21 protein-coding genes and 1 pseudogene are annotated in these 22,655 nt (G+C 62.5%); 13 read left to right on the top strand and 9 right to left on the bottom strand.

Features of this window, described 5'->3' with window-relative positions; translation table 11 throughout:
- Positions 1 to 415 precede the first annotated feature (415 nt).
- Entirely contained in the window at positions 416 to 1,780 is a 1,365-nt protein-coding gene (locus EPN51_RS14310) for an NAD(P)/FAD-dependent oxidoreductase (RefSeq protein ID WP_293043645.1), read from the bottom strand.
- A 171-nt stretch (positions 1,781 to 1,951) separates the two neighbouring features.
- Between EPN51_RS14310 and EPN51_RS14315 the strand changes: the two genes are divergently transcribed.
- From EPN51_RS14315 to EPN51_RS14325, 3 genes are read left to right on the top strand one after another with little or no spacing between them, the layout of a single operon-like run.
- On the top strand, positions 1,952 to 2,596 hold the full coding sequence (locus EPN51_RS14315; protein ID WP_293043647.1) for a TetR/AcrR family transcriptional regulator: 645 nt from the start codon (positions 1,952 to 1,954) through the stop codon (positions 2,594 to 2,596).
- Positions 2,597 to 2,610: 14 nt separating this feature from the next.
- Complete coding sequence (locus EPN51_RS14320) at positions 2,611 to 3,453, top strand: hypothetical protein (protein WP_293043649.1); 843 nt, start codon at positions 2,611 to 2,613, stop codon at positions 3,451 to 3,453.
- Positions 3,450 to 4,199: a hypothetical protein gene (locus EPN51_RS14325; protein ID WP_293043651.1), complete on the top strand. Its 750-nt coding sequence runs from the start codon at positions 3,450 to 3,452 to the stop codon at positions 4,197 to 4,199. Before EPN51_RS14320 ends, EPN51_RS14325 begins: the two co-directional genes overlap by 4 nt.
- 134 nt (positions 4,200 to 4,333) lie before the next feature.
- Here the strand turns inward: EPN51_RS14325 and EPN51_RS29025 are convergent.
- Positions 4,334 to 4,546, bottom strand: a pseudogene (locus tag EPN51_RS29025) (MarR family transcriptional regulator); the annotation flags it as partial.
- Between the two features lie 176 nt (positions 4,547 to 4,722).
- Between EPN51_RS29025 and EPN51_RS14330 the strand changes: the two are divergent.
- The 3 genes from EPN51_RS14330 (at position 4,723) to EPN51_RS14340 (ending at position 6,498) form a co-directional block, all read left to right on the top strand.
- Entirely contained in the window at positions 4,723 to 5,511 is a 789-nt protein-coding gene (locus EPN51_RS14330; RefSeq protein ID WP_293043653.1) for a class I SAM-dependent methyltransferase, read from the top strand.
- A 277-nt stretch (positions 5,512 to 5,788) separates the two neighbouring features.
- Complete coding sequence (locus tag EPN51_RS14335; protein ID WP_293043655.1) at positions 5,789 to 6,025, top strand: type II toxin-antitoxin system prevent-host-death family antitoxin; 237 nt, start codon at positions 5,789 to 5,791, stop codon at positions 6,023 to 6,025.
- A 20-nt stretch (positions 6,026 to 6,045) separates the two neighbouring features.
- The gene (locus tag EPN51_RS14340) at positions 6,046 to 6,498 is read left to right on the top strand and encodes a type II toxin-antitoxin system VapC family toxin (RefSeq protein ID WP_293043657.1); all 453 of its coding nucleotides are present in this window, start codon (positions 6,046 to 6,048) and stop codon (positions 6,496 to 6,498) included.
- Positions 6,499 to 7,175: 677 nt separating this feature from the next.
- Here the strand turns inward: EPN51_RS14340 and arsM are convergent.
- Entirely contained in the window at positions 7,176 to 7,970 is a 795-nt protein-coding gene (arsM, locus tag EPN51_RS14345) for an arsenite methyltransferase (protein ID WP_293043659.1), read from the bottom strand.
- Positions 7,971 to 8,057: 87 nt separating this feature from the next.
- On the opposite strand from arsM, the gene EPN51_RS14350 reads away from it, so the two are divergent.
- The gene (locus EPN51_RS14350) at positions 8,058 to 8,438 is read left to right on the top strand and encodes a metalloregulator ArsR/SmtB family transcription factor (protein WP_293043661.1); all 381 of its coding nucleotides are present in this window, start codon (positions 8,058 to 8,060) and stop codon (positions 8,436 to 8,438) included.
- Between the two features lie 348 nt (positions 8,439 to 8,786).
- Here the strand turns inward: EPN51_RS14350 and EPN51_RS14355 are convergent, their stop codons facing one another.
- Both EPN51_RS14355 and EPN51_RS14360 read right to left on the bottom strand, forming a co-directional pair.
- Positions 8,787 to 9,851, bottom strand: coding sequence for a spirocyclase AveC family protein (locus tag EPN51_RS14355; protein WP_293043663.1), 1,065 nt, complete (start codon positions 9,849 to 9,851; stop codon positions 8,787 to 8,789).
- Between the two features lie 10 nt (positions 9,852 to 9,861).
- Positions 9,862 to 10,920: a spirocyclase AveC family protein gene (locus EPN51_RS14360; protein ID WP_293043665.1), complete on the bottom strand. Its 1,059-nt coding sequence runs from the start codon at positions 10,918 to 10,920 to the stop codon at positions 9,862 to 9,864.
- Between the two features lie 169 nt (positions 10,921 to 11,089).
- On the opposite strand from EPN51_RS14360, the gene EPN51_RS14365 reads away from it, so the two are divergent.
- Positions 11,090 to 12,214 (top strand): AraC family transcriptional regulator, encoded by a 1,125-nt coding sequence (locus EPN51_RS14365; protein WP_293043667.1) that lies wholly within the window; start codon positions 11,090 to 11,092, stop codon positions 12,212 to 12,214.
- Positions 12,215 to 12,243: 29 nt separating this feature from the next.
- Here EPN51_RS14365 and EPN51_RS14370 read toward each other — a convergent pair whose 3' ends face one another.
- Positions 12,244 to 13,053, bottom strand: a complete 810-nt coding sequence (locus tag EPN51_RS14370) for a hypothetical protein (protein WP_293043669.1) — start codon at positions 13,051 to 13,053, stop codon at positions 12,244 to 12,246.
- A 560-nt stretch (positions 13,054 to 13,613) separates the two neighbouring features.
- Between EPN51_RS14370 and EPN51_RS29030 the strand changes: the two genes are divergently transcribed.
- Positions 13,614 to 13,880 carry an SDR family oxidoreductase gene (locus tag EPN51_RS29030; RefSeq protein WP_366509445.1) on the top strand — a complete coding sequence of 89 codons (267 nt, stop codon included), beginning with the start codon at positions 13,614 to 13,616 and terminating at the stop codon, positions 13,878 to 13,880.
- A 385-nt stretch (positions 13,881 to 14,265) separates the two neighbouring features.
- Here the strand turns inward: EPN51_RS29030 and EPN51_RS14375 are convergent, their stop codons facing one another.
- From EPN51_RS14375 to EPN51_RS14385, 3 genes are all read right to left on the bottom strand, one after another.
- On the bottom strand, positions 14,266 to 14,496 hold the full coding sequence (locus EPN51_RS14375) for a DUF6400 family protein (protein WP_293043671.1): 231 nt from the start codon (positions 14,494 to 14,496) through the stop codon (positions 14,266 to 14,268).
- Between the two features lie 469 nt (positions 14,497 to 14,965).
- Complete coding sequence (locus EPN51_RS14380) at positions 14,966 to 15,793, bottom strand: acyl-CoA thioesterase domain-containing protein (protein WP_293043673.1); 828 nt, start codon at positions 15,791 to 15,793, stop codon at positions 14,966 to 14,968.
- 26 nt (positions 15,794 to 15,819) lie between these two features.
- The gene (locus EPN51_RS14385; RefSeq protein ID WP_293044061.1) at positions 15,820 to 16,827 is read right to left on the bottom strand and encodes a GTP-binding protein; all 1,008 of its coding nucleotides are present in this window, start codon (positions 16,825 to 16,827) and stop codon (positions 15,820 to 15,822) included.
- 416 nt (positions 16,828 to 17,243) lie between these two features.
- On the opposite strand from EPN51_RS14385, the gene EPN51_RS14390 reads away from it, so the two are divergent.
- The 4 genes from EPN51_RS14390 (at position 17,244) to EPN51_RS14405 (ending at position 22,603) form a co-directional block, all read left to right on the top strand.
- On the top strand, positions 17,244 to 18,170 hold the full coding sequence (locus EPN51_RS14390; RefSeq protein ID WP_293043675.1) for an alpha/beta hydrolase: 927 nt from the start codon (positions 17,244 to 17,246) through the stop codon (positions 18,168 to 18,170).
- A 190-nt stretch (positions 18,171 to 18,360) separates the two neighbouring features.
- Positions 18,361 to 18,969 (top strand): TetR family transcriptional regulator, encoded by a 609-nt coding sequence (locus EPN51_RS14395; RefSeq protein WP_293043677.1) that lies wholly within the window; start codon positions 18,361 to 18,363, stop codon positions 18,967 to 18,969.
- Between the two features lie 302 nt (positions 18,970 to 19,271).
- Positions 19,272 to 19,706: an MmpS family transport accessory protein gene (locus EPN51_RS14400; RefSeq protein WP_293043679.1), complete on the top strand. Its 435-nt coding sequence runs from the start codon at positions 19,272 to 19,274 to the stop codon at positions 19,704 to 19,706.
- Positions 19,703 to 22,603: an MMPL family transporter gene (locus EPN51_RS14405; RefSeq protein WP_293043681.1), complete on the top strand. Its 2,901-nt coding sequence runs from the start codon at positions 19,703 to 19,705 to the stop codon at positions 22,601 to 22,603. The genes EPN51_RS14400 and EPN51_RS14405 overlap by 4 nt, the downstream gene beginning before the upstream one ends.
- The last annotated feature ends 52 nt before the right edge of the window (positions 22,604 to 22,655 follow it).

Raw genomic sequence — 22,655 nt, forward strand, 5'->3', positions numbered from 1 at the left:
GACCCACCAACCCCCAAGCCGCTCTTGGGTGTCGACCAGTTCGATGAACACGATGAAACATCGAACTCGAAACTGAGCAGGCCCGGTGGCACCGAAATCCGTTGATGTGAACCGTAGAGAAATCGCACGGTACACTTCGTCATAAGCGATATCGTGAAAACCGTTGCTATACAGGCATTTAGGGACGACACGAGCTGGTCGAGTCGGTCGCGTCCAGCGGCGAGCACGCGGTGCGGACTGTCAGATGCCGGCTTTCGGCCGCGTCGGTCGAGCGGCGCTTCGATTCAGCTCGGTCGAACCGGCGCTCGACGGTGGTAGGGGATAGCAGCTACTGCGCAGTCCCGGTCCCTATCACCTGGATCACCCGGCATCGGGCGATGCCCGAGTCGCATCGAATCCGGCGGTGCGTCGTCGCCTAGGATCGGAAGGCAGTCTTCGGTTCCATCCAATGGCTTCGACACATCGCTAAATTCGCGGCTGCGCGCTCGCCCCAGGCGACCGCGGTATTCTGCCCGGTCTGGGACAGGTAGTCACCCGCGAACTGGATGCGATCGGATTCGTCGATGCCGGCCACGAAATCGCCGATCGCGCGATAAACGCCCTGCTGAGTGTGGGGCAGGGCGATCGGCCAGCGGCGAACATATGTGTAGTCGATCTCGCCCAGGTCGGGAAATACGCGACGCAGTGTCTGGACCGAGCGTTCGGTGATGGCGTCGTCCGTTGCGTTGAACCATGCGGCGGCGGCAGTCATCTCCCACGAGATCGTGAACAACCCGTGGCCCGCCGGCGCGCGATCCGGGGCCTTTCGGTTCTCGACGATGATCATGGCGATGTTCCGGTCCTCGCTACGCGGTAGCTGCACCAGAAATGAGGGGTCCGAGGGCGCCCGGGTCGACCCGATCGCGACGTTGATACCTTGCGTGAAGGTCAGCTTTCCGGCGAAAACGTCCAGTCGCGCCCGATGATCGGGGCAGATCCGCGCTGCCACGGGCAGCGGGGTGGCCACGACCGCGGCATCGAATTCCTCGACCCGGGGTGCGCCGGTGGCGTCGCGGTAGCTGATCCGCACGCCGGCCGCCGTCCTGACGACCTGATCGACGAGCGACGAGGTGCGTACGTCGCCGATCCTGTCGACCATGCGGTTGATGATGTCGGCCTGGCCGCCGATGATCGTTCCGAGCGTGCCGGCGACCGCGTTGATGAGGCCCGACATCAGCTCGACCCGGCTGACCTGGTCGGAGTTGGCCAGCAGGAGCGCCCGGGTCACCGGCTCGGCGAAGAACTGGTCCGCCTCCGCGCCGGCGACGCGCCGAACGTATGACTGGGCGGTCTCGTCGTCGAGAATGGCCGCCTTGCTGAGGTTGTCGTAGTCAAGCCGGCCGCGGGCCTTCGCTGTCACGATCTCGGCAACCAGGCGCGTCATCCGCAACTTCGTCGGCCATGACAGGAGTTTGGTCCGAAGGCCCGAACGCACCAGATCGTCGAGCTTAAGAGAGTGGATCCGACCGTCGCGGACAACCCCGAGATACGGTGCGGTGGAAACGATTTCGCAGCCCAATTCCTCGGCGAGCGCCGTGAAGATCGGGTAGCGGGCCGCGATCGCGGTCGCGCCGGTATCGACGATGTAGCCCTGGTCCTTGATCGTCTCGACGCGTCCGCCGGCGTGATCCTCGGCCTCTAGCACGACGACCTGCCAGCCCGCTTGCTTGAGCCGAAGGGCCGCGGTGAGTCCGGCGATTCCACCGCCGACCACGGCTGCGCGCGGCTGTGTGTCTGTCATCAGGCTCCTCAGCGGGATATCGGTAGCGGTTGGAACGCCCGTGTCTCGGACATGGGTGAATACAGCATCGAACCCTCCCATTCCGCAATAGCACCCCGTTCCATTCGGAACGTTGTCATGTTTGACACCACGTGTCAAATATGACTAGCATCACGCGTCAGGAGGCGACAGGTGAAGCACGAATTCGAGCGACAACAGTCCGCATGGCGCGATCGGAAGAAAGCGATGCTGCGCGACAACATCGTGCGAAATGCGCTGGACCTCTTCGCCCGGCATGGCTACGACGCGGTGTCTCTCGACGAAATCGTCGAGGCCTCGCATTGCTCGCGCAGCACCTTCCACCGGCACTTTGGAACGAAAGAGGACCTCCTCTTTCCCGGTGCCGAGGAGTACCTGACGGCATTCGAGCACGAGCTCGCACAGGTCGCCGACGGCGACGACCCGTGGGTCGCCGCACGTGCGGGTGCCATCCGGGGCCTGCACGGCTTCATCGGGTCACTCGACCCCGACCTGAAGGCAAGCTTCGCCCGACTCTGGCTCAGCGGCCCGATCCCACGACGCCGATATCAGGAGATCGTCATGTCATGGGAGACAGTGCTGGTCGTTCACTTCGGCCGTTCCTTGGGTCCCGGTTCCAGCGAGGGGCTGGAGTGCCAGCTGCTGGCTTCCATGGTCACGGCCGCGTTGCGGGCGGCCCTGAATGTCGCGGTCACGGCGGGTGACGACGTCGACGTCACCGCGGCCCGTGCCTTCGACCTCGTCGAATCCAGCCCTCTCGTCCATCAACTGCGCGCGGCCGCACGCCCGGCTGTCTGAAACAGGAGACGACCTTGCTTCCTCTCGGATCCATTCCGGTAAGCAGTTTCGGTGACGATCGGGCCGTCAACGGCACCGCGGAAATGGCGGCAATCGTCGCGACCAGCGTCCTCGCCGTCGTGGTCGTCGGGCTGGTCATCAGACTCTGCATGCGTGAGCGCATCACCTGGCCGTTGTTCGTCCTCGTTGGCGGCACCATAACGGCCTTCCAGGAGCCGTTGTTCGATCACCTCTACGGCCTGTGGTTTTACACCGCAGGGCAGACCACCGCATTCGAGACCTACGGCGTCCACGTGCCGGTGTGGCTGCCGATCATCTACATCTCGTACTACGGCGGCCTGACCATCTTCTTCACCCGCCTGTTCTCGCGGGGTATCTCGCAGAAAAACATCGTGAAGTTCTTCCTGATGTCGGTCTCCCTCGCCGCAACGGCGGAGATCTTCTACATCAATGTCTGCAACCTCTACGGCTATCAGGACCACCAGGCATTCGTCGTGTGGACCTATCCGGTGTGGGTCGCGTTCGTCAACGGGGTACCGCCGTTCCTGGCCGCGATCGCGCTGGCCCGCCTGGTACCCATCACACGTGGCTGGGCACAGCTGGGGCTGCTCTTTGTTGTGCCAATTGCGTTCGCGGCGGACTCCTTTGGTACCGGGTTCGTCTACCTGTCAATCCGGCACGGCGCTTGGGAGAACGGACCCAACATGGGATTGGTGCATGCCGCGGCGGTTCTCACGGCGGCCTTGACCTTCGCGACTGTGCTCACCGCCGCCAAGATGGCCGACCTCAAAACGCCACGGCCGCTCAACCCACCGCGGCCCTCGGTTGCCGACCAGCCCGATCACGTCCACGCATGACCGACGCGACAGTGGCAATCGCCGGCACGTCGGCAATGATCGAGAAGCACCAACGTCTTTGCGTGTGGGCCGGCCTTGCCTTCGTTCCCGTATTCGGTGCGGTGTTCATCTTCATGGGATGGCTACCGCCGCCGTCTCCGAACCTCGGCGCCGCCGAGATCGGCCAGATCTTCGGCGAAGACCGGACCCGCATCCGAATCGGGATGTACCTGCTGACCTTTGTCGCGCCACTGCTCGCGTTCTTCGGCGCGGCTCTGACACACCAATGCCGAATGATCGTCGGCAACTCGCCATTGGTGTGGGTGCAGGCGTTGTCTGCCGCCGTGCTGATGCTGGAATTTCTCATCCCCCAAATGGTTTGGCAGACAGCGCTGTTTCGGACTGGACGCGCACCGGAAATGGTGCAGATGCTCAACGACCAAGCCTGGTTGCTGTATCTCGGCGTCGTCGGAACTGTCATGGTGCAACTCATTGTTCTTGCGATCTGCATCTTCCACGACCCGCGCACGGAGCCGCTGATCCCGCGCTGGGCGGCCTACCTGTGTCTGTGGGTGACGCTGGGAGTCTCGGCCGGCGGATTGATTGTGTTCGCGCACACCGGACCGATCGCGTGGAACGGCATCATTTCCTGGTGGATCGTCGTGATCTCGTTCTTCGTCTGGATCGCGTCGATGTCGACTCTGATGATCCGGGCCAGCCACCGGGTCGAGGGTGAACTCGCAGTGAGGGTTACAACTCAAGGCTGATGAAAAATTCCGCACAACGGTCGATTTGACCCGCATTGGATATCGGCAGTATCAATTCGGGTTGTATTCGTCCGACAACGATGTCCGAGCCCTGTTTACTGGACAACTAGGTCCGCGTAGCGGGCAGAGTCCGTTCATTGGACGGTTCGATGGCGGTCAGGTCGTCCCGGTAGCGAAGATGTATGCGCAACACTGGATCTGCGATCCAGTAGAGGGTGGTCCCGCTGGTCACCGTCGTCGGGCTTTCCACGTTTCACCCAACCTTGCCGAATCAGGCGCCCGAGCGCGGCGACTACGTTCTGGTTCGACATTCCTAACGTGGCGGCAAGTTCTGTCACGGTTTGGGCTGGCTCGTGTCTGCGAGTTCCACGATGAGACGGCGGGGGAGCCCGCTAACGCGATCGCTGGTGGTGCCCGCTTCCAGGCAATGCCGGTCACTGCGGGCTGGCCGCACCGCAGCCGCGGCAGGAAGGGGCCGAAGGCCCCCGGCGAGTGATATTTGGGCAAGGCTATCCTAACTTGTATGCAACTACCTATGTCCGACAGGAAAACCGTTGACCTCCCCGGCCATTGGCTGTTCGCCCGGTTGGGCAAACGGGTCCTCCGGCCCGGCGGACTCGGCCTGACCGAACGCATGCTCGCCGACGCTAAGTTGCCCGGGGCCGAGGTGGTGGAACTGGCACCGGGGATGGGCAGGACCGCCCGGGAGATCCTGGGCCGCACCCCCGGCAGCTACACCGGGGTGGAGGCCGACGAGAACGCCGCCGGTGCGGTCCGCTCGGTCGTCGGCGACAAGGGCCGTGTGGTGCAGGGCGAAGCTTCCGCGACCGGACTGGCCGACGGCAGCGCCGACGTGGTGGTCGGTGAAGCGATGCTGACCATGCAAACCGACCCGCACAAGGCTGAGATCGCCCGCGAGGCGTTCCGGGTGTTGCGCCCGGGCGGCCGCTACGCCATCCACGAGTTGGCGCTGCAGCCCGACAGCGTTACCGACCAGGTCAAAGACGAGATTCGCATCGCCCTGGCCCGCTCGATCAAGGTCAACGCCCGCCCGCTGACCGCCGGCGAGTGGACCCAGTTGCTCACCGAGGCCGGCTTCAAGGTGACGAAGGTGTCCTTCGCGCCGCCGTCGTTGCTGGAGCCGCATCGGCTGGTCGCCGACGAAGGCCTGATGGGTGCGATGCGTTTTGTGTTCAACGTGCTACGCGACTCCGACGCCCGGGCTCGGGTGCTCGACATGCGTTCGACGTTCCGCAAATACCACAAGAACATGTCGGCGATCGCGATCGTCGCGGAAAAGCCTGCCGCTTGACCTTCCTGCACCGAGGGTGAACCTCGCGACGTGACACACCGGTGCAACGTCGCCAGCTCCACCCACACCCAAAGCTGCAGCCAGGGAACTATTCTCGTGCACCGCCGCTCGACGATGTCGGCCGCGCGGAGGAACGGAGGAGTGATTGATTCATCTGATGCGATATGCAGTGGATTACTGGTAACCCTGCATATTCGATTGCTGCATATTCGCCCGCACGAGGAAGCGCAGGATGCACCTTCCGCGCCACCGTCTCACCGGTGATACACTGGCGCATATGGATACAGTGACGGTGCGCGAACTCCGGAACAGCGGAGGGGAAGTTCTGCGCCGTGTGGAGCACGGAGAGCGCATCGTCATTACCCGGGACGGCACGCCGGTAGCGGAGCTTCGCCCTCTGCCTCGTTCCAGCGCCGGCCCAGCGGAACTGATTCGTCGCCGTAAGAATCTTCCACAGGTAAACCCGGACGCCCTCCGGCGCGACATCGACAACCTGATCGACCCGTCGCTGTGACGGAAGCCCAGGACCGGGGGATGCTGGATACCTCCACAGTGATCCTGCTAGGCCAGATACCCGACCCGACCGAGCTTCCCGACGAATCGGTGATTAGCGCGATAACGCTGGCCGAGCTTTCCGTAGGTCCGCACGTCGCGCGCGACGATGCCGAGCGCAGTGCCCGCCAACAACACCTCCAGCAGGCCGAGGCGGACTTTGACGTACTTCCGTTCGATGGAGACTGCGCCCGAGCATTTGGCAGCGTAGCGGCGGCACTGCGCGCGTCGGGGCGCAAGCCGGCTGCGCGAGCATACGACGCACTCATCGCAGCCAGCGCGATCGCACATGCGGTGCCGCTATACACATGCAATCCCGCCGACTTCGCAGGAATCCCGCGGCTGGAACTCCGATCGGTCACCCACCCGTACCACCAGCAGGGAACTGAACGATCGGTCACCCACCCGTACCACCAGCAGGGAACTGACAGCTAGCGATGAAAAGCGTTGGGCAACAACACGATATGCCGTCGTTCACTTGACATAATGTCGCTTATCGGCAAAACCCAATGCGAGCTGCATCAGGCCCCGGTGCGATTGCGGCGTTGGCGCAGCTGACAAGCATCCCACCTCCCGCGGCATAAGCCAGCAGCCGTCGTGTTCTCTATTGAGCGTCTCTGCAGCTTGAAAGTGAGTTTCAATCACTTAGTGAACGATCTGTTAGGTGACGCGATGGAAATAGCGCTCAGCGCTGGCCCGCAGGTTTACTTCATGCCGACCTGCCCCTGCCCGCCGGTCGCATGCATAAACGTCACTGTGACGAATTAATATGTGCCGCCGGGCCATTGACGCCTCGAGGTGCGGCTTCGCTATCGACGCTGCGAGTGGCTTCCACATGGTCACGTCGGACGTTTGGCGAAGACTCAGATGGCTGCCGAGGAAGCTTCCGCGCTTCATTCCTCACGTCCCGCACGTCGGTGCCGAGCCGATCCCAACTGCACATAATCCGTCGACCCGCCGATCGGCCACCCCTCCCCGCGCCTGGCCGCACCGCCGATAATGCGTCACTGTGACGAATTGCTCTGGCCCGCAAGGGCTATTGGGCACCGCTTCTGCCGCGCCGCGAATCGGTCAATAGGTCTGGAGCCGCTCGCATTCGGCTCCGTGGCGGTTTAGCCGCTGACCGATGTTGCGGGTTTGGTGGCGCGGATGATCGCGCCGTGCATGCCGTCGGCAACCTCGTGCGTGAAGGCCACGGAGACATCGACGAATCCGGCGGCGGCCAGGCCGTCGAGGTATTCCTGGTTGGACAGGGCTCCGGCGATGCAGCCGACGTGAGACCCGCGTTCGGCCCGTTGCACGGGGGTAAGGTGATCCTCGGCGACGACGTCGGAAATGCCAATCCGCCCGCCCGGCACCAAAACCCGAAACATCTCGGCGAGCACGGCAGACTTGTCGGACGACAGGTTGATCACGCAGTTGGAGATCACCACGTCGACAACTGCGTCGGGCAGCGGGATGTCCTCGATGGTGCCCTTGCGGAATTCGACATTGGTGACACCGGCTTTGGCCTTGTTCGCCTCGGCCAGGGCAAGCATCTCATCGGTCATGTCAACGCCGTAAGCGAATCCGGTCGGTCCGACCCGGCGGGCCGAGAGCAGCACGTCGATGCCCCCGCCGGAGCCCAGGTCCAGGACGCGTTCGCCGGGGTGCAGGTCGGCGACCGCGGTCGGGTTGCCGCACCCCAGGCTGGCCGCAACGGCTTCGGCGGGCAGCTCGGAGTGCTCGTCGTCCCCGTAGAGACCGGCGCCGAAGATGGTGCCGACGTCGACCGAATCGCTCGACCCGCAGCAGCTCGCCGCGGTGAGCACATCGCTGTTGGTGGCGCCGCTGCTGATCGCGGTGGCAGCCGCCCCGTAGCTGGCACGAACCTGATCGCGCAGCTGGCCATCCCCAGTCTCGGCCATTCCGATACTCCTCTCATCGACAGATGTCTATGGGACATAGAATGCACTATCCATTGATGACTGTCAATGTGTGCCATACTGGGTTTCATGCCCACGACGATCCCGACCTCAGCGCAATCCGATGGATCGCTACTTGTGGCCGATCTCGAGGCGTGCTGTCGTCCCATCACCGATACGCCGCTGGATTCAGCGGCCGCTGAGCGGCTGGCCGCCATCCTCAAGGCGCTGGGTGAGCCGACCCGGCTGCGGCTGGTGTCGCTGATAGCCGGCCATGATGGCGCTGAAGCATGCGTCTGTGACCTGACCAGCCCGGTCGGGTTGTCCCAACCGACGGTGTCACACCACCTCAAGATCCTGGTCGAGGCCGGCCTACTAGAACGAACCCAACGCGGCAAATGGGCCTACTACCGGCTAGTGCCGGCCACCCTGGATGCACTCGCCGGCGTGTTTGCTCGCACCGGCCGATAACGGCTCGGCCGCCGCATCAGTCGGCACCGATCGGTAGTTGCGTGCGGGGTGGATCGACTAGAGGCCGAAGGAGACCGGAACTGCCGCTTCCCCTAGGCGGTGAACTCGCACCTCTTGAAGACGCACGGCTACCAGTTGCTAACCGCCGAGTTCATGCCACCCTGGGCGGCTACGTTGAGCCGATGTCCGATCCGCTCCATGGTTGAGAGCAGCTCAACCATCCGGCTTCCCTGCGCCACCGACCTGCTGAACCGGGTTCCGGCGAATTTCCGCTCGGTGTGCTGTTATCTGAGACTGATTGGCACCGGCCACCAACCAATGCGGTCACCGCGAATACGCAACCCGCACCTACCGGCTTGGCGTGACCCGATTGGTCAGGCTGTCGAAGCGCGGAATCGGGACACCCTTGCCGGGGCAATCGTAGTTGGTGTTCGGACCACACACGCCACCCAATCGCCACGGTTGCTTGAGATACACCGGCGACATCTCCGAGTGCTGGGCATAGATCTGGTACGGGATGTTGTAGGTCAACAGGATTGACAGTTGACACATACCGGCGATCGCCAGGAAGCGAAAGAAGGTCTTAGTCCCGCCACCACCGACTCGGATCATTTCGATCCCACGTTCGGGCAACGAGCGGCCCCGGTCGTCTCGGAAGAAATGTAGGCACGATAGGAACACATACGTGCCAGCCCAGCTAATGGTCTCGTAGATCGGGAACTGATGATCCGTACCCACGAACAGGCTCAGGCTCGGAATCACGCTACCGTAGCTGAACAGGTTCGTCCTGGTGATGAACGCCTCCAGAACGAGATCGAACACACAGAATGCCAAGTACGTCAACGCGATCAGCTTCAGCTTGCTGATCCCCGGCTGACGACGAGTCACCCAGCCCATGAACTTCGACCCGGCCAGCGCCGGGATGGCAACCAGCCAGAAGTACGCAGTACCGCACCACGCCGACACCGGAGTCACCTCAGCGTGCGGATAGCTCCAGCCTGGGATGTGACTGAGCCAGCTGCCGAAGTTGATTGACGTAGTGCTGTAAAGGAATTGCGGGCTGGTCCAATTGATCCACGGCTCCTGGAAGAACATCAGCCCGCAGCCGATCACAAACAAACCGTCGAAGGAGAATCGCCCAGTCTTCAGCTTCGGCCTAACGACATATACCCACAGGATCGCCAGTGTGCAGACCAGGGCGAAGATCTCCCATCCCCGCATCGCAGTCACGTACCAACCGGGTTCCTGACCCCTGCCAAGGGTGTTGGTCTTGAAATCACCGCCGACCACCCACGTGGTCCAACAGTAGGCGATCAGAGCAATCCACAGACCTCCGTGAATCACCCATAACGTGGCCCGATTCCGTTGTGCTGCAACCGAATCAGGAACCAGATCGTTTTCCAATGCCGTCATATCAATCTCCTTACGGCCGCACCATCGGCACGCCGGGACCGGGGCAGGTGTTGCCGTCGACCCCTGACTTGCACATGTCGTTGATCATGTAGGACTTGTAGCCCTCCGGGAATTGGTCGGAATGCACCGCAAACCACTGTTGCGGAACCGAGTACAGCAGAATGAAGGAGAGGTGAACGGCACCGAATACGGCGCAGAACCTGACTAGCGTTCTGCCTTTGGTGCTGACCTTGAGCGTATCGACTCCTCGTTCGACGATGGTGCGTCCCCGGTCATCCCGGAAGTAACTGAGCGCCGCGATGGCGCTGAGACCCAGACCACCAAACAGGAAGGTCTCCGAGAGTGGCAGCTGGTATGTCTCGCCGGCGAACAGCGTGATGACCCGGATCCCACCGGGATAGGCGTAGAGCCCGGTGCTCATCAGTAGTATCTCGATGATCGTGTCCACGATCGTCAGCCCAACGATCATCGTGGCGATGGTCCCCATCACGCCGAGATCCGGCCAGCGCTTCTTCGCCTTGCGTAGCAGCCACAGCACGAACACCGCCTGGGAGTAGACCATCGCACCGTAGCCGGGTATTGCGACAAAGATCGGCTCCGGCAGGTTGCTCGCGCCCGGGCTGATCCATGTCGGCCACGAGCCGTTCGCCCAGGATCCGCGATTCACGAGGTGCGAGTTATACAGCAGTGACACTGATGTGTAGTTCATCGACATGTCCCAGAAGAAGAGCATCGCGCCCGACAGCGCCAACATGCCATCGGTGGTCAAGTGCCCTTCGTGCCGCCACGGCCGAACCACCCAGACGTACATGAGGATCGCAAACGCGATGGGAACCCCGATCTGGAGCGCCATGGCGAGCGCGTGCTGTCCCCCGGTCAGCTCGTCGGGACCGGGCGGTGTGGGCTTGAAGTTCGGTCCGAAGATCCATCGGGCCAGAACGAAGATTTCGAAGGTGATCAACACAGCCCCGACGACCGCGAATATCACGACCAGGCGGACCTTCTTCGACGAGGTTTCCGGATCGACTGGCAATCCCGTCGATGCCAGACGCTGAGGGTGGGCCGTCACAGCGCTGTCCTCATCTTTTGAGCATTCTGCGGGCCAACACCGCATATTGGGACAGAGCGTCCATGTATCCTCCGGAGTTAACGCGGACTTAACGGCGCGCGACAATCATCGCCACTGTGGGGCCGCTACCCGACAGATCGAAGCTTAAAAGCCTGGCAAGCGGGGAGAAATGGCCAAAGCGGTCGGATTGAGGACCGAGCAAGACACCACCGTGATATCCCGGCCGACCTACCGCACGCAAGGCGACCCACGTTTCAAGACGTTCGCTCACCACCAAGGCCCGCTCGTCCGGCTACGGCCGACGCGGGTCAACTTCTATCTCAAGGTCGCGCGTCGACTCGGGTTCGGTGCCGACCAACTGCTCGCCGGCACGGGCTTCACGCAACAGGATCTCGCCGACCCGATGTACCTGATCGACGTCGCAAAGTACATTCGCGTCGTCACCAATATGCGTCGACTCTCGGACTCACCGTCGCTGGCATTCACGTTCGGTCAGCACTTGACGCTTGGCGACCTGGGCATACTCGGCTACAGCGTGATGACTTGCGAGACATCCGATGAAGCGACACGGCTGTGGCTGCAGTACGTCCCCGTGTTCTTCGGCAACCTCATCGAGTTCACCTCCGATGCGGTGGGCGATCAGCTTTTGCTCACGTATCTCCCCTATACCGACATCCGTGGCGAGCTGCTGCAGTTTCTGATCGAAGAGAAGATCTGTTACGAGATTGCGCTGCAGCGGTTGATCGGCATGCCGGAATATCCCATCGAACGGTTGACGCTCACCTATCCCGAACCCGACCACGTCGACCTCTACCGCGCATTGATCAAGTGCCCGATCGAGTTCTCCGCTCCGCGCAACACGATGTTGCTCTCCAGCAACGCGTTACGCATCCCATTACCGGGCAGCGACCCCGAGACGCATCGGCACTGTGTGAAACTGCTGGCCGACGTGTACAACACCATCAACGCGCGTTCAACCGTCTCACACACCGTGAAGGTGATTCTTCACGAGAACCTACATCTTCATCTGACCGTCGATGATGTAGCTCGCCAATTGCACTGCACATCACGTACTTTGAACCGCAGACTCGAGAAAGAGTCCTTCAACTTCAGCCAGCTCCATGCCGCCGCCCGGCTCGAGGCAGTCGAGAATCTGCTTGCGACAACGAATCTAAAGTGCAGCCAGATCGCTGATCGCGTTGGATTCTCCGATGTCCGCAGTCTCCGACGATTCTTCAGATCACAAACCGGAAAGACATTACAACAGTTCCGGGCGGAGGCGTTGGGCGAATAGTCCGCGTATATTCCCGGAACTGCCGGCGCTTACGCTCGCGCGTGTCCAACTTCCTGAGGTGCCGGTGCCGAGACTGCCCGCGGTTTGGCAACCAGCGCGGCCACCAGATTCACCAAGACGAATGCAGCGGCAAAGGTGACCAGACCGCCCAACTGGGTCAATAGCCAGCCCACCTTGGTGTTGATGACCAACCACGACGGCCATCCCACCGCGGCGTTCACCACAGCGCTGGTCGTCAATGCCAGCGGAATGATCGCCAAGACTCGCCTGCCACGGAAATACGCATCGAACCGGAAGATCACCGTCGCCAAGACAAGCGGGGTCGCCGCATTGACCGCCATCCACCACAACGAAAACTTACCGAGCATCAGCGGCTGATATCCGTAGTAGACGTATGGGTTCCAGATCAGCAAAACCGATTCGAAGACCAGGTCCCCCAGCATCGCGGCGCAAAACACCAGCCAGACCTGGCGGTGGGTCAAGCCCCGGCGTAAGGCCTTCCAGATCACGGTGGTTTCGATACCGAAGAAGACGAAATAAGCCAGGCACAACCAGACCGGCAGTGGCCTACCCCAGGCGCTAAAAGCGGTCCAGGAGTTCGAGGGGAACCAACAGGCGCCGACGGTGTCGACCATCGGTTCGAAGATCATCATGGCGCCGCCGGCAAGCATCAGTACCACTCCAAGCGGTCGACCGCTGCGACGCCAATCAACGACCGCCCAGATGGCGGAAAGTGCCACGATGACGGCCAGGACAGCGGTGATGCCCTGCTCGGCGGTCTTGTCGACGACCATATCGAGTGGGGGTTGGGGTGTAAGCGTGCCCGTTTGCTCCTGCATACGGAGAGCGTAAAAGCCACACACCGTGCAGATAATGGCAAATACGGTCATATCGGGAACCGAGCGGGACACTCCGACGGCGCCCGTAGAAACGACCGTTAACCGGCTCGACTCCTTGAGAGTGCCATCCGGCCGTTGACGCCCGCGCCTAGATCCCCCCACACTTACGTCACACTGACGCGGTAAGCTCGACCGGCGGGTGCGACGAGCAGGGCTATCGCCGACCGAATCATGCTCCTACACAGCGGTTCCCGCGACTCGACGGGGCGTGATGATCCACTTCTCGCAACAGACCTCAGGCTCGCTGCGCCTTTGCCGCGCCCGGCTCATACGCCGGACGACGGGCTCACTGGATGTGCACTGATTCGGCGGGACAGTCCCTGACGGCCCCGCGCACGGCGTCCTCGAGTTCGGTCGGAACTACATCGACTGTCACCCACAATCGGTGACCGCAGGGCGCCCACGCTGATGCGATCTCGAGGACACGCAGTATCCACCGTATCCGGTAATGCAAGGAGTGAGATGACGGATACGTTTCGGCTTGATGGCAAGTAGCCCTCATTACCGGTGGCACCAAAGGAATCGGGCTGGCCATCGCCCGATTGTTCGTCTCGCGCGGAGCCCGCGCAGTCGGATGCGGACGCGGCGACGAAGCGGGTCGCGCTGTCGCCGCCGAAAACGAGCTGGCGTTTCAGCGACCCGACGTCACCAACGAGGATGACGTGAACCCCCTTGTCGCAGCTTGCTATAGCGAATACGGAGGGCTCAACATCCTTGTCAACAACGCCGATCCGATCGAGCTTCTACACCCGCAACGTCGACGCTAGCTCGGCACTCGACATAACCACATCTCCCCCTTCCCCGCACACCGCCGCGATGCATTACCGCAACGAATTATCTTGGGGTGCAGGTCTATTGAAATGCGGTGTTAACAGGTTTCGGATCGGCTTACGCCCCGAGCCCGAAGTGTTGCCACGCCCGTAATGGCCGCGGCCGATGCCAGCTGTCTAGCGGCGCGTGCGGCGATGTGTGTCGGTCGACCAGAGATGACCGCAACCGGAGCACTGCAGGTGAACCAACGTCCCCTTGTTGCTCAGCAGATACTGCCAATGCGTGCTGCAGTTTCGGCTGCTTCGGCAATCACCACATTTGGTGCCCTGATCGCAGGACGGGCAGGGCAACCATGCGCGGCGGCCGCGGTCGGCGGTCGGATCAATCGGTAACACGAGCACTCGTCCGTTCGGGCAGAACGCCGGCGCGGACCAACTCGTCGTAGACCCGCTGCTGCTCGTCATCGAGATTCGAGTACAGCATGTCGTAGGCCTTCTGCTCCTCGCCCAGCACGGCGACGGGGTCCCAGTCGTCACCTATCGCTTCGAGCACAGCGCTGCGTCGACGCGCCTCGTCGAGGGTCACGTCATAGGCAAAGTCGAGGTCGGCCATCGCGCTCCCAACCATTAGATACGCAAACGAACAGTCAGCTTGACCCGATTGCGTTGATCAGGCTATGACCTATGTCACTACCGTCGGTTGACGTTCATCACACTTGGCGCCGGCACACGCAGTACTGACAATCCAACGACTGCGGGGTGACAGGCAAGACGACGACGCGGGTCGCCGGGCTGCCACATGCCTGAACCGGCCCGCGGACCCTCCCTTCCCTCCCCCCGCCCTATCGCCGACAATACGTCACTGTGATGAATATCGTTGCAGTGCACGGTCATTAATGATATGTCGACGGGTCGATGATTGTCCGCTAGCCCAATGCAATGGCGCAGTGCAGTCCGAGTTCAACGCGCCAAGGGACTCCGCCACGGCCGGAAGGCGACCAACAATGGCGGCCACTCCGAGGTCGATCCGATCCCCTTGGCCAGGATCCTCCGTTGGCACCGCGGCGGAAGCGGTTGCGGTTTCAGGGTGTACGCGGCGGGAAGTACATCTCTTGTTTGACCGTGCACACCAGTTCGCCGTTGCGGTTGAACATCGTCCCACTCGCCAACGCCAGCGAACCGGCGCTACTCGGGGATGAACAGTCGTAGAGAAGCCAATCCGACAACGCCGCCGGAGCGTGGAACCACACCGAATGGTCACGCTGAGCTGACTCCCCGACGCCACCGCGTGCCGCATATGCCGGTTCGGTCAACGTCACCGCCGACAGGTAAGCCACCAGGCTGGCGGTCAGCGCCGGATCATCGGGAACCTCCCCATCGGGTCGCCACCACATCAGCGCCCGCGCGGGTGGAGCGCCCTCGGTGTCGATGATCCGGCGCTCGAACCAGCGCAGGCTCGACCACCGCCCTTGGGTGCTGGCGTCGGACTCCGCCAGGTGCGGCGCAACCCACGGCAGCGATTCTGGACTGGAAGCCTCCGGCATGGGTGGTTGGTAGACGACCTGAGCGGGTGCGGAATCGGCGACTTTGAACGAAGACATCGCTTCCATCAGAATCTTGCCGTCTTGGCGGGCAGTGACTCGTCGTGCCGAAAACGTCCGGCCTTCTTGGAGATCGATAACCTCGAAGTCAACCGGCCGACGCGAATCGCCCGGCCGCAGGAAATAGGTGTGGACGCTGTGCGGTGCGCGACCGGGCGCGGTGTGGCTTGCCGCCAACAAAGCCTGAGCCGAAATATGTCCGCCGAGAATGTGGTTGGCGGGCGCGGGCAGCTGCTGCCCGACGAAGACCCACTGGTCGACCCTCTCGAGCTCCAAGGTGGCGAGTACGTCGCCCAGCGAAGATGACATCAAGACGCATCTTGCCGGATCATTGCTCACGCGCTGAGTCGCCGGTACCGCTGAAGCCGCCGCAATGCCTGCGCCGACGCCGGCCCCGACGTGGGCAGCAGCGCGTTGTCGAGTCGCGCGCGTACGGCCGGGACGTCGAGATGCATCCCGATCGCCACCAGACAGTTGGCGTCGGCCCCCGGCGGCGCCTTCCCGATGTGGATTGCGCTACCCACCAGGTTGACGACGTAGTCCTGGACATTCGCGCGCTGCCGCACCGCAACGATGCCTTTCAGCCTGAACACCTGCTGTGGCGGCTGTTCGAGGAGGTCGAACAGGGTATCGGGGTCGACGCAACCAGCACTCCTGACGGTGACGGCATCGGCATGGACGTGGTCATGGTTGCGCTCGGACACCAAATCCAGAAAGGAGAGCTGCCCATCCTGCCCGGACGTGGCAGACGCGTCGAAGAGCAGCTCTGGGTCTATCCGGCCACCCGTTGTGCCCACGACATGTACGCGCGGGTTACGTTGCGCCGCCCGCTGTGTGACACGTTGCACCACAGCCGGCCGCTCCTTCTCGGACACCTGGTCGAGCTTGTTGACAACAATGAGCGACGCCGCGCCATAGCGCGCCGGCGGTAGTGTGCCTCGGTCGACGGTGTCGAAGTGGTTCACGGCATCGACGACATCGACAAGCCCACCCACCCGCACGCCGCGTATCTCACTAAAACCAATGATCCGCGTGATCGCCACAGGGTCGGCCAGGCCACTGGCCTCCACGACGATGGCGTCGAGGCGTCGGGCCGGGTCGGCGAGCTTGATGAGCGCATCATCGAGCCCACCGCCGTCGGGCAGGCAGCAGATGCATCCTCCGGCGATCGAGGCCGGCTCGTCGACCTGGCCGGCCACCAGACCGGCGTCGATGTTGATGTCTCCGAAATCATTGACCACCACACCGATTCGTGTGCCAGGTTGCCGTAACAGGTGGTTGAGCAGCGTCGTCTTGCCGGCGCCCAGATGGCCGGTGAGCGCGATGACGGGTATCGCAGCCAAAGCCTTACCCCTCCATGTCGACATCTGAACATCCGATGTTAACCCGCGCAACACTGATGGTCTGGCCCCGGCCTTCGGTCCGCATGGCCCCTTGTGCACCCACGGCCAACCATCGTCCACATTGCTCGTGGTAACGGATTATATTGTGGCACAGCGGATTATTGATTGATATTCGTCCGGCGTTGCGTCCGACTCGTTCGAGGTCGTTCAGCGGACATGGTCGAGTGCACGGCGAGGACCCGGACGTCCGCACTAACCGACGGCGGAGACGAGACGCGCTGAAACGGACTGTGCCGCTAGCACAATGCACTGACGAACGCGCGTACCGCTCAACCTGTTCACATTCTGCGCATGGACACTACGTCTGTCCTGTATGGTCAGCATGTCTGCCGGCGCAAGGGAACAGAGGGCATTCGATGGCAAACAGGCTCCCCGACAACGCCTTCACGTCGCCTCACGTCCTGGATCCCGATCTTCGCAAGGTGGCTCGATTCGTGCCTCGGGGCTACGCTTTGCACCGGGGTCTGAAGCTGCAGCGCGCCCTCATGAACCTGATGGGCAATGCCGGCCGCATCCGCACCGTGCCGGTGGCCGCCGTCAACGAGCACGTCACCGTCCGTCTGCATCGTCCGGCCGGCCTTCCGGACCGCACACCCGCGCTGCTGTGGATCCACGGCGGCGGAACCATCATGGGCCACGCCGCCCAGGACGATAAGTATCTCCGCCAGCTGTCTCAGCGCACCGGTGTCGCGATTGCGGCGGTGGAACACCGGTTGGCACCCGAACATCCCTACCCGATACCGGTCGAGGACTGTTATGCGGCCCTGCTCTGGCTGGCGCGCCGGCCATGGGTGGACCCGGATCGAGTCGCCATCGGCGGGGCCAGCGCCGGTGGGCATTTCGCGGCCGCGGTGACGCAGCGGGCGCACGACCGCGACGATGTCAAAATCGCCTTCCAAATGCTGGTGTATCCGATGCTCGACGATCGCACCGGCGCCCGGCGCGACGGCCCCCGGCGCATCATGTGGACCGAATCCGACAATCAATTGGCCTGGCAGTGGTACCTCAACGGGGCCGATCCCGAGGAGGCGGCGCCGGCCCGCCGGAAGGATTTGTCGGGTTTGCCGCCCGCCTGGATCGGCGTCGGAACGTTGGACCTCTTTTATTCTGAGAGTCTGGAGTACGCACGACGATTGCGTGAGGCCGGCGTTGCGGTGCAGGAGGAGATCGTTCCGGGCGCGTTCCACGCTTTCGACCAGATCGCGGACAAGGCGCCGATATCGGCGAAGTTCTTCGAAAGCCAATGCGACTATCTGCGCGGTGCACTCACCCCCAGCGGATGACCGCCCGCACCCAGCGCTTTGACCGCGGTATCTGATCGAATAATGCTGCGCAACAACGGTTATGGTGCGATATGTCTAAAGCCCGGCATGGGACCCCACCGCCCTGTGCGGGCCCGGCCGTCATCGGTTCCCCACCGCTCATCCGGCACCTTATGACTGCAAACTGTGCACAACGTGCAACTATATGGGTATGTCCAATCCCGTGGGGCTACGCGAGCGCCGTCGACGCCAGACGAGCGCCGACATCCGCGATGCCGCCGTGCGCCTCACGCTGGAACGGGGATTCGACAAGGTCACAGTCGACGAGATCTGCGCCGAAGCCGGAGTCTCGACGCGCACGTTCTTCAACTACTTCCCCAACAAAGAGTCCGCGCTCGCCTACGGCCCCTCAGACATACCCGCCGAGCTGGCAGAGGATTTCGTCGCCGCCGGGCCCGCCCCCTACTCGGCCGTCCTGGCAGAGCTGATCACCCTGGCGGCGCACCACCTGCGCGACGTGCCCCCCCGGCGCGAACACGCGGCCCACATGCTGGAACTCGCCAAAACATCCCCCGCAGTCTTGGCGGCGTTCCTCGCCGATCTGGAGCGATTCCAGAATCAGTTGACCGACATCATCGTCCGCCGCCAGGCGATGCAGCCCGGTGACGAGATGGCCGCGCTGATCTCGGCGCTGGCGCTGACGGCGGTGCGGTCCGGCCTCGAACGGTGGGCAAGCGGCGAGGCGAGTGAAACCGCCGACACGCCGATGCCCTATGTTGAGCGTGCCGCGGCGCTGGTGAACAGCATCTTCACGAAGTGAGCTGAAACACCACCAGCAAATGTTGCATACACTGCAAGATATGCACATCATGTACTATGCGCTGGTGGCGGCACCCGGGGAGGCTTGAGCGACAAGGTGAGCCGGGCGTCGACGCCGGGGACGTCAGCCGGTGGAGATGGCCAAGTTTCGCCGCGTTTGACGGTCGAGCGCACACGAACCATGGCAATCGACGTAATTCGTTGTTGATCGGTGCGACTTGTGGACCCTCACCTGTCCACGACCTCCAGTCGCGCAAACGCTCATCCGCGTCACGACCGCGTGATGGGGAAGGGATCACCTAGGTGCAGATATCGAAACTTGTGCGCAACGCCTGGCTGCCGCTGTTGATCGCGGCGGTTGTGCTGGTCGGCGGATTTGCTGTGGTTCGGGTCAAGTCGTTCTTCGGCACCGGTGACTCCGGCGTCATGACGAGTCCGCGACTCGATGATTCCAAGCCGTTCAAGCCCAAGGTCGTCAAATACGAAGTCTTCGGCTCGGCCAGTCACGCCAACGTGAACTACATGGATCTGTCCGCCGACCCGAAGCGGGTCGACGGCGCACCGCTGCCGTGGACGTTGGTGCTCAGCACCACCGCGCCTTCGGTCTTCCCGAACCTCTCGGCACAAAGCGACGGCAATTCCCTCGGTTGCCGCATCACCATCGATGACGAAGTCAAGGACGAAAACATCACCCACGGCGTACACGCCCTGACCTTCTGCATGGTGAAATCCGCATGAGCACGACGTTCAGCGACACCCGTACCGACACCATCCCCGTCGTCAACGAACCCGCGCGGGACAAGATCCCCCGGTTCATCAGAACGTTCGCCGTACCGCTCATCCTGGGCTGGATCGCGCTCATCGGGGTGCTCAACGTCGCCGTCCCCCAGCTGGACGAGGTCGGCAAGATGCGCTCGGTGTCGATGGCGCCCGACGATGCGCAATCCGTGGTCGCGACCAAGCGCATGGGCGCGGTGTTCAACGAGTACAAGTCCAACAGCTCGGTGATGATCGTGCTCGAGGGCCAGAATCCCCTGGGCGCCGACGCCCACGCCTACTACGACGAGATCGTCAAAAAGCTCAACGCCGACACCAAACACGTTGAGCACGTTCAAGACATGTGGAGCGACCCGCTCACCGGGGCGGGTGCGCAGAGCAACGACGGCAAAGCCACCTATGTCCAGGTCTACCTCGCCGGCAACCAGGGCGAAGCGCTGGCCAATGAATCCGTCGAGGCCGTGCAGAGCATCGTCAAGAGCATGCCTCCGCCCAAGGGGGTGAAGGCCTACGTCACCGGGCCCGCAGCGTTGGCCGCGGATCAGCACATGGCCGGCGACCGCAGCCTGCAGCTCATCACAGCGGCCACGTTCACCGTGATCATCGCGATGCTGCTGTTGGTCTATCGGTCCGTCGTCACTGTGTTGCTCACCCTGGTGATGGTGGTGCTCGAGTTGTCGGCCGCGCGGGGAATGGTCGCGTTCCTGGGCTACTTCAACCTCATCGGGCTCTCGACATTCGCCACGAACTTGTTGGTCACGTTGGGGATCGCGGCCGCCACTGACTACGCGATCTTTTTGATAGGCCGATATCAGGAAGCCCGGGCTATCGGTGAGTCCCGAGAAGACGCGTACTACACCATGTACACGGGCACCGCACACGTGGTGCTCGGGTCTGGCATGACCATCGCCGGTGCGACATTCTGCCTGCACTTCACCAACCTGCCCTACTTCCAGACGCTGGGTATCCCCTTGGCGATCGGCATGGTGGTGGTCGTGGCGGCGGCGTTGACGCTGGGTCCCGCGGTCATCTCGGTGGCAACGCGCTTCCGCAAGACGCTCGAACCCAAACGGACGCAACGAATTCGCGGGTGGCGCAAGGTCGGCGCCCTCGTCGTCCGGTGGCCCGGCCCGATCCTGGTCGTCACCATCGGGGTGGCCCTGGTGGGCTTGTTGACCCTGCCCGGATACCGCACCAACTACAACGACCGCAACTACCTACCCACGGACCTGCCCGCCAACGAGGGTTACGCCGCCGCGGATCGGCACTTCTCGCAGGCGCGGATGAACCCCGAGGTGCTGATGATCGAAAGCGACCATGATCTGCGTAACTCGGCGGACTTCTTGGTGATCGACAAAATCGCCAAGACGATCTTCCGGGTTCCGGGCATCGGCCGTGTGCAGGCTATCACCCGACCGCAGGGCACGCCGATCGAGCACACGTCGATCCCGTTCCAGATCAGCATGCAGGGCGTCAGCCAGCAGATGAATCAGAAGTACCAAGAAGATCAGATGGCCGACATGCTCAAGCAGGCCGACATGATGCAGACGACCATCGACAGCATGGAAAAGATGTCCAGCATCACCGTGCAGATGTCCAACGACATGCACATCATGGTCAAGAAGATGCATGACATGACCATCGACATCAACGAATTACGCGACCACATGGCCGATTTCGAGGATTTCTTCCGGCCGTTCCGCAGCTACTTCTACTGGGAGAAGCACTGCTACGACATCCCGGTGTGCTGGTCTATTCGGTCGATCTGGGACGGCCTCGACGGCATCGACACGATGACCGATGACATCGAGAGCCTGCTGCCCATCATGGATCATCTCGACACCCTGATGCCCCAGATGGTGGCGCTGATGCCATCCATGATCGAAAACATGAAGGCCATGAAAACGACGATGCTGACCATGTATTCGACCCAGAAGGGTCTGCAGGATCAGCAGAAAGAGGCGCAGAAGAACTCCAGCGCCATGGGTAAGGCGTTCGACGCCTCCAAGAACGACGACTCGTTCTACCTGCCGCCGGAGACCTTCAACAACAAAGAGTTCAAGAAGGGCATGAAGAACTTCATCTCCCCCGACGGGCACGCCGTGCGCTTCATCATCAGCCATGACGGCGATCCGATGTCGCAGGAAGGCATTTCGCACATCGGTGCCATCAAGAAGGCCGCCTACGAGGCACTCAAGGGCACGCCGTTGGAGGGCTCGAAGATCTATCTCGCGGGCACCGCGTCGATCTACAAAGACCTCGGCGACGGTAACACCTACGACCTGCTGATCGCCGGAATCGCTTCGCTGTGCCTGATTTTCATCATCATGCTGCTCATCACGCGGGGTGTGGTGGCCTCAGCGGTCATCGTCGGAACGGTCTTGCTCTCGCTGGGCGCATCCTTCGGGCTTTCGGTGCTGATCTGGCAGCACCTCATCGGCATCGAGCTGCACTGGATGGTGCTGGCGATGTCGGTCATCATTCTGCTGGCCGTCGGCGCCGACTACAACCTGCTCCTGGTGGCGAGGTTCAAGGAGGAGATTCACGCCGGCTTGAACACCGGCATCATCCGGTCGATGGGCGGCACCGGCTCGGTCGTGACTTCAGCGGGGCTGGTGTTCGCGTTCACGATGATGACGATGGCGGTCAGCGAGTTGACGGTCATCGGCCAGGTGGGCACCACCATCGGTCTGGGTCTGTTGTTCGACACCCTGATCGTGCGGTCGCTGATGACGCCCTCGATTGCCGCGTTGCTCGGCAAGTGGTTCTGGTGGCCGCAGCGGGTCCGGCAACGCCCGGTTCCGTCGCCGTGGCCCCAACCGACTAAAGAAGCCGAATCCGTAACCGCCGCTGGGTAACCCCGTCCGGCCGGCCCGACAATTTCGCGCGAGACTGTAACTGCCGACACGC

The organism is Mycobacterium sp. (assembly GCF_004298145.1).
Taxonomy (GTDB): domain Bacteria; phylum Actinomycetota; class Actinomycetes; order Mycobacteriales; family Mycobacteriaceae; genus Mycobacterium.

Coding starts and splice junctions, on each gene's coding strand:
- arsM (WP_293043659.1), bottom strand. CDS start 7,970: ATGGCCGAGACTGGGGATGGCCAGCTGCGCGATCAGGTTCGTGCCAGC.
- EPN51_RS14310 (WP_293043645.1), bottom strand. CDS start 1,780: ATGACAGACACACAGCCGCGCGCAGCCGTGGTCGGCGGTGGAATCGCC.
- EPN51_RS14405 (WP_293043681.1), top strand. CDS start 19,703: ATGAGCACGACGTTCAGCGACACCCGTACCGACACCATCCCCGTCGTC.
- EPN51_RS14330 (WP_293043653.1), top strand. CDS start 4,723: ATGCAACTACCTATGTCCGACAGGAAAACCGTTGACCTCCCCGGCCAT.
- EPN51_RS14395 (WP_293043677.1), top strand. CDS start 18,361: ATGTCCAATCCCGTGGGGCTACGCGAGCGCCGTCGACGCCAGACGAGC.
- EPN51_RS14340 (WP_293043657.1), top strand. CDS start 6,046: ATGCTGGATACCTCCACAGTGATCCTGCTAGGCCAGATACCCGACCCG.
- EPN51_RS14390 (WP_293043675.1), top strand. CDS start 17,244: ATGGCAAACAGGCTCCCCGACAACGCCTTCACGTCGCCTCACGTCCTG.
- EPN51_RS14335 (WP_293043655.1), top strand. CDS start 5,789: ATGGATACAGTGACGGTGCGCGAACTCCGGAACAGCGGAGGGGAAGTT.
- EPN51_RS14365 (WP_293043667.1), top strand. CDS start 11,090: ATGGCCAAAGCGGTCGGATTGAGGACCGAGCAAGACACCACCGTGATA.
- EPN51_RS14325 (WP_293043651.1), top strand. CDS start 3,450: ATGACCGACGCGACAGTGGCAATCGCCGGCACGTCGGCAATGATCGAG.
- EPN51_RS14380 (WP_293043673.1), bottom strand. CDS start 15,793: ATGTCATCTTCGCTGGGCGACGTACTCGCCACCTTGGAGCTCGAGAGG.
- EPN51_RS14375 (WP_293043671.1), bottom strand. CDS start 14,496: ATGGCCGACCTCGACTTTGCCTATGACGTGACCCTCGACGAGGCGCGT.
- EPN51_RS14355 (WP_293043663.1), bottom strand. CDS start 9,851: ATGACGGCATTGGAAAACGATCTGGTTCCTGATTCGGTTGCAGCACAA.
- EPN51_RS14370 (WP_293043669.1), bottom strand. CDS start 13,053: ATGCAGGAGCAAACGGGCACGCTTACACCCCAACCCCCACTCGATATG.
- EPN51_RS14350 (WP_293043661.1), top strand. CDS start 8,058: ATGCCCACGACGATCCCGACCTCAGCGCAATCCGATGGATCGCTACTT.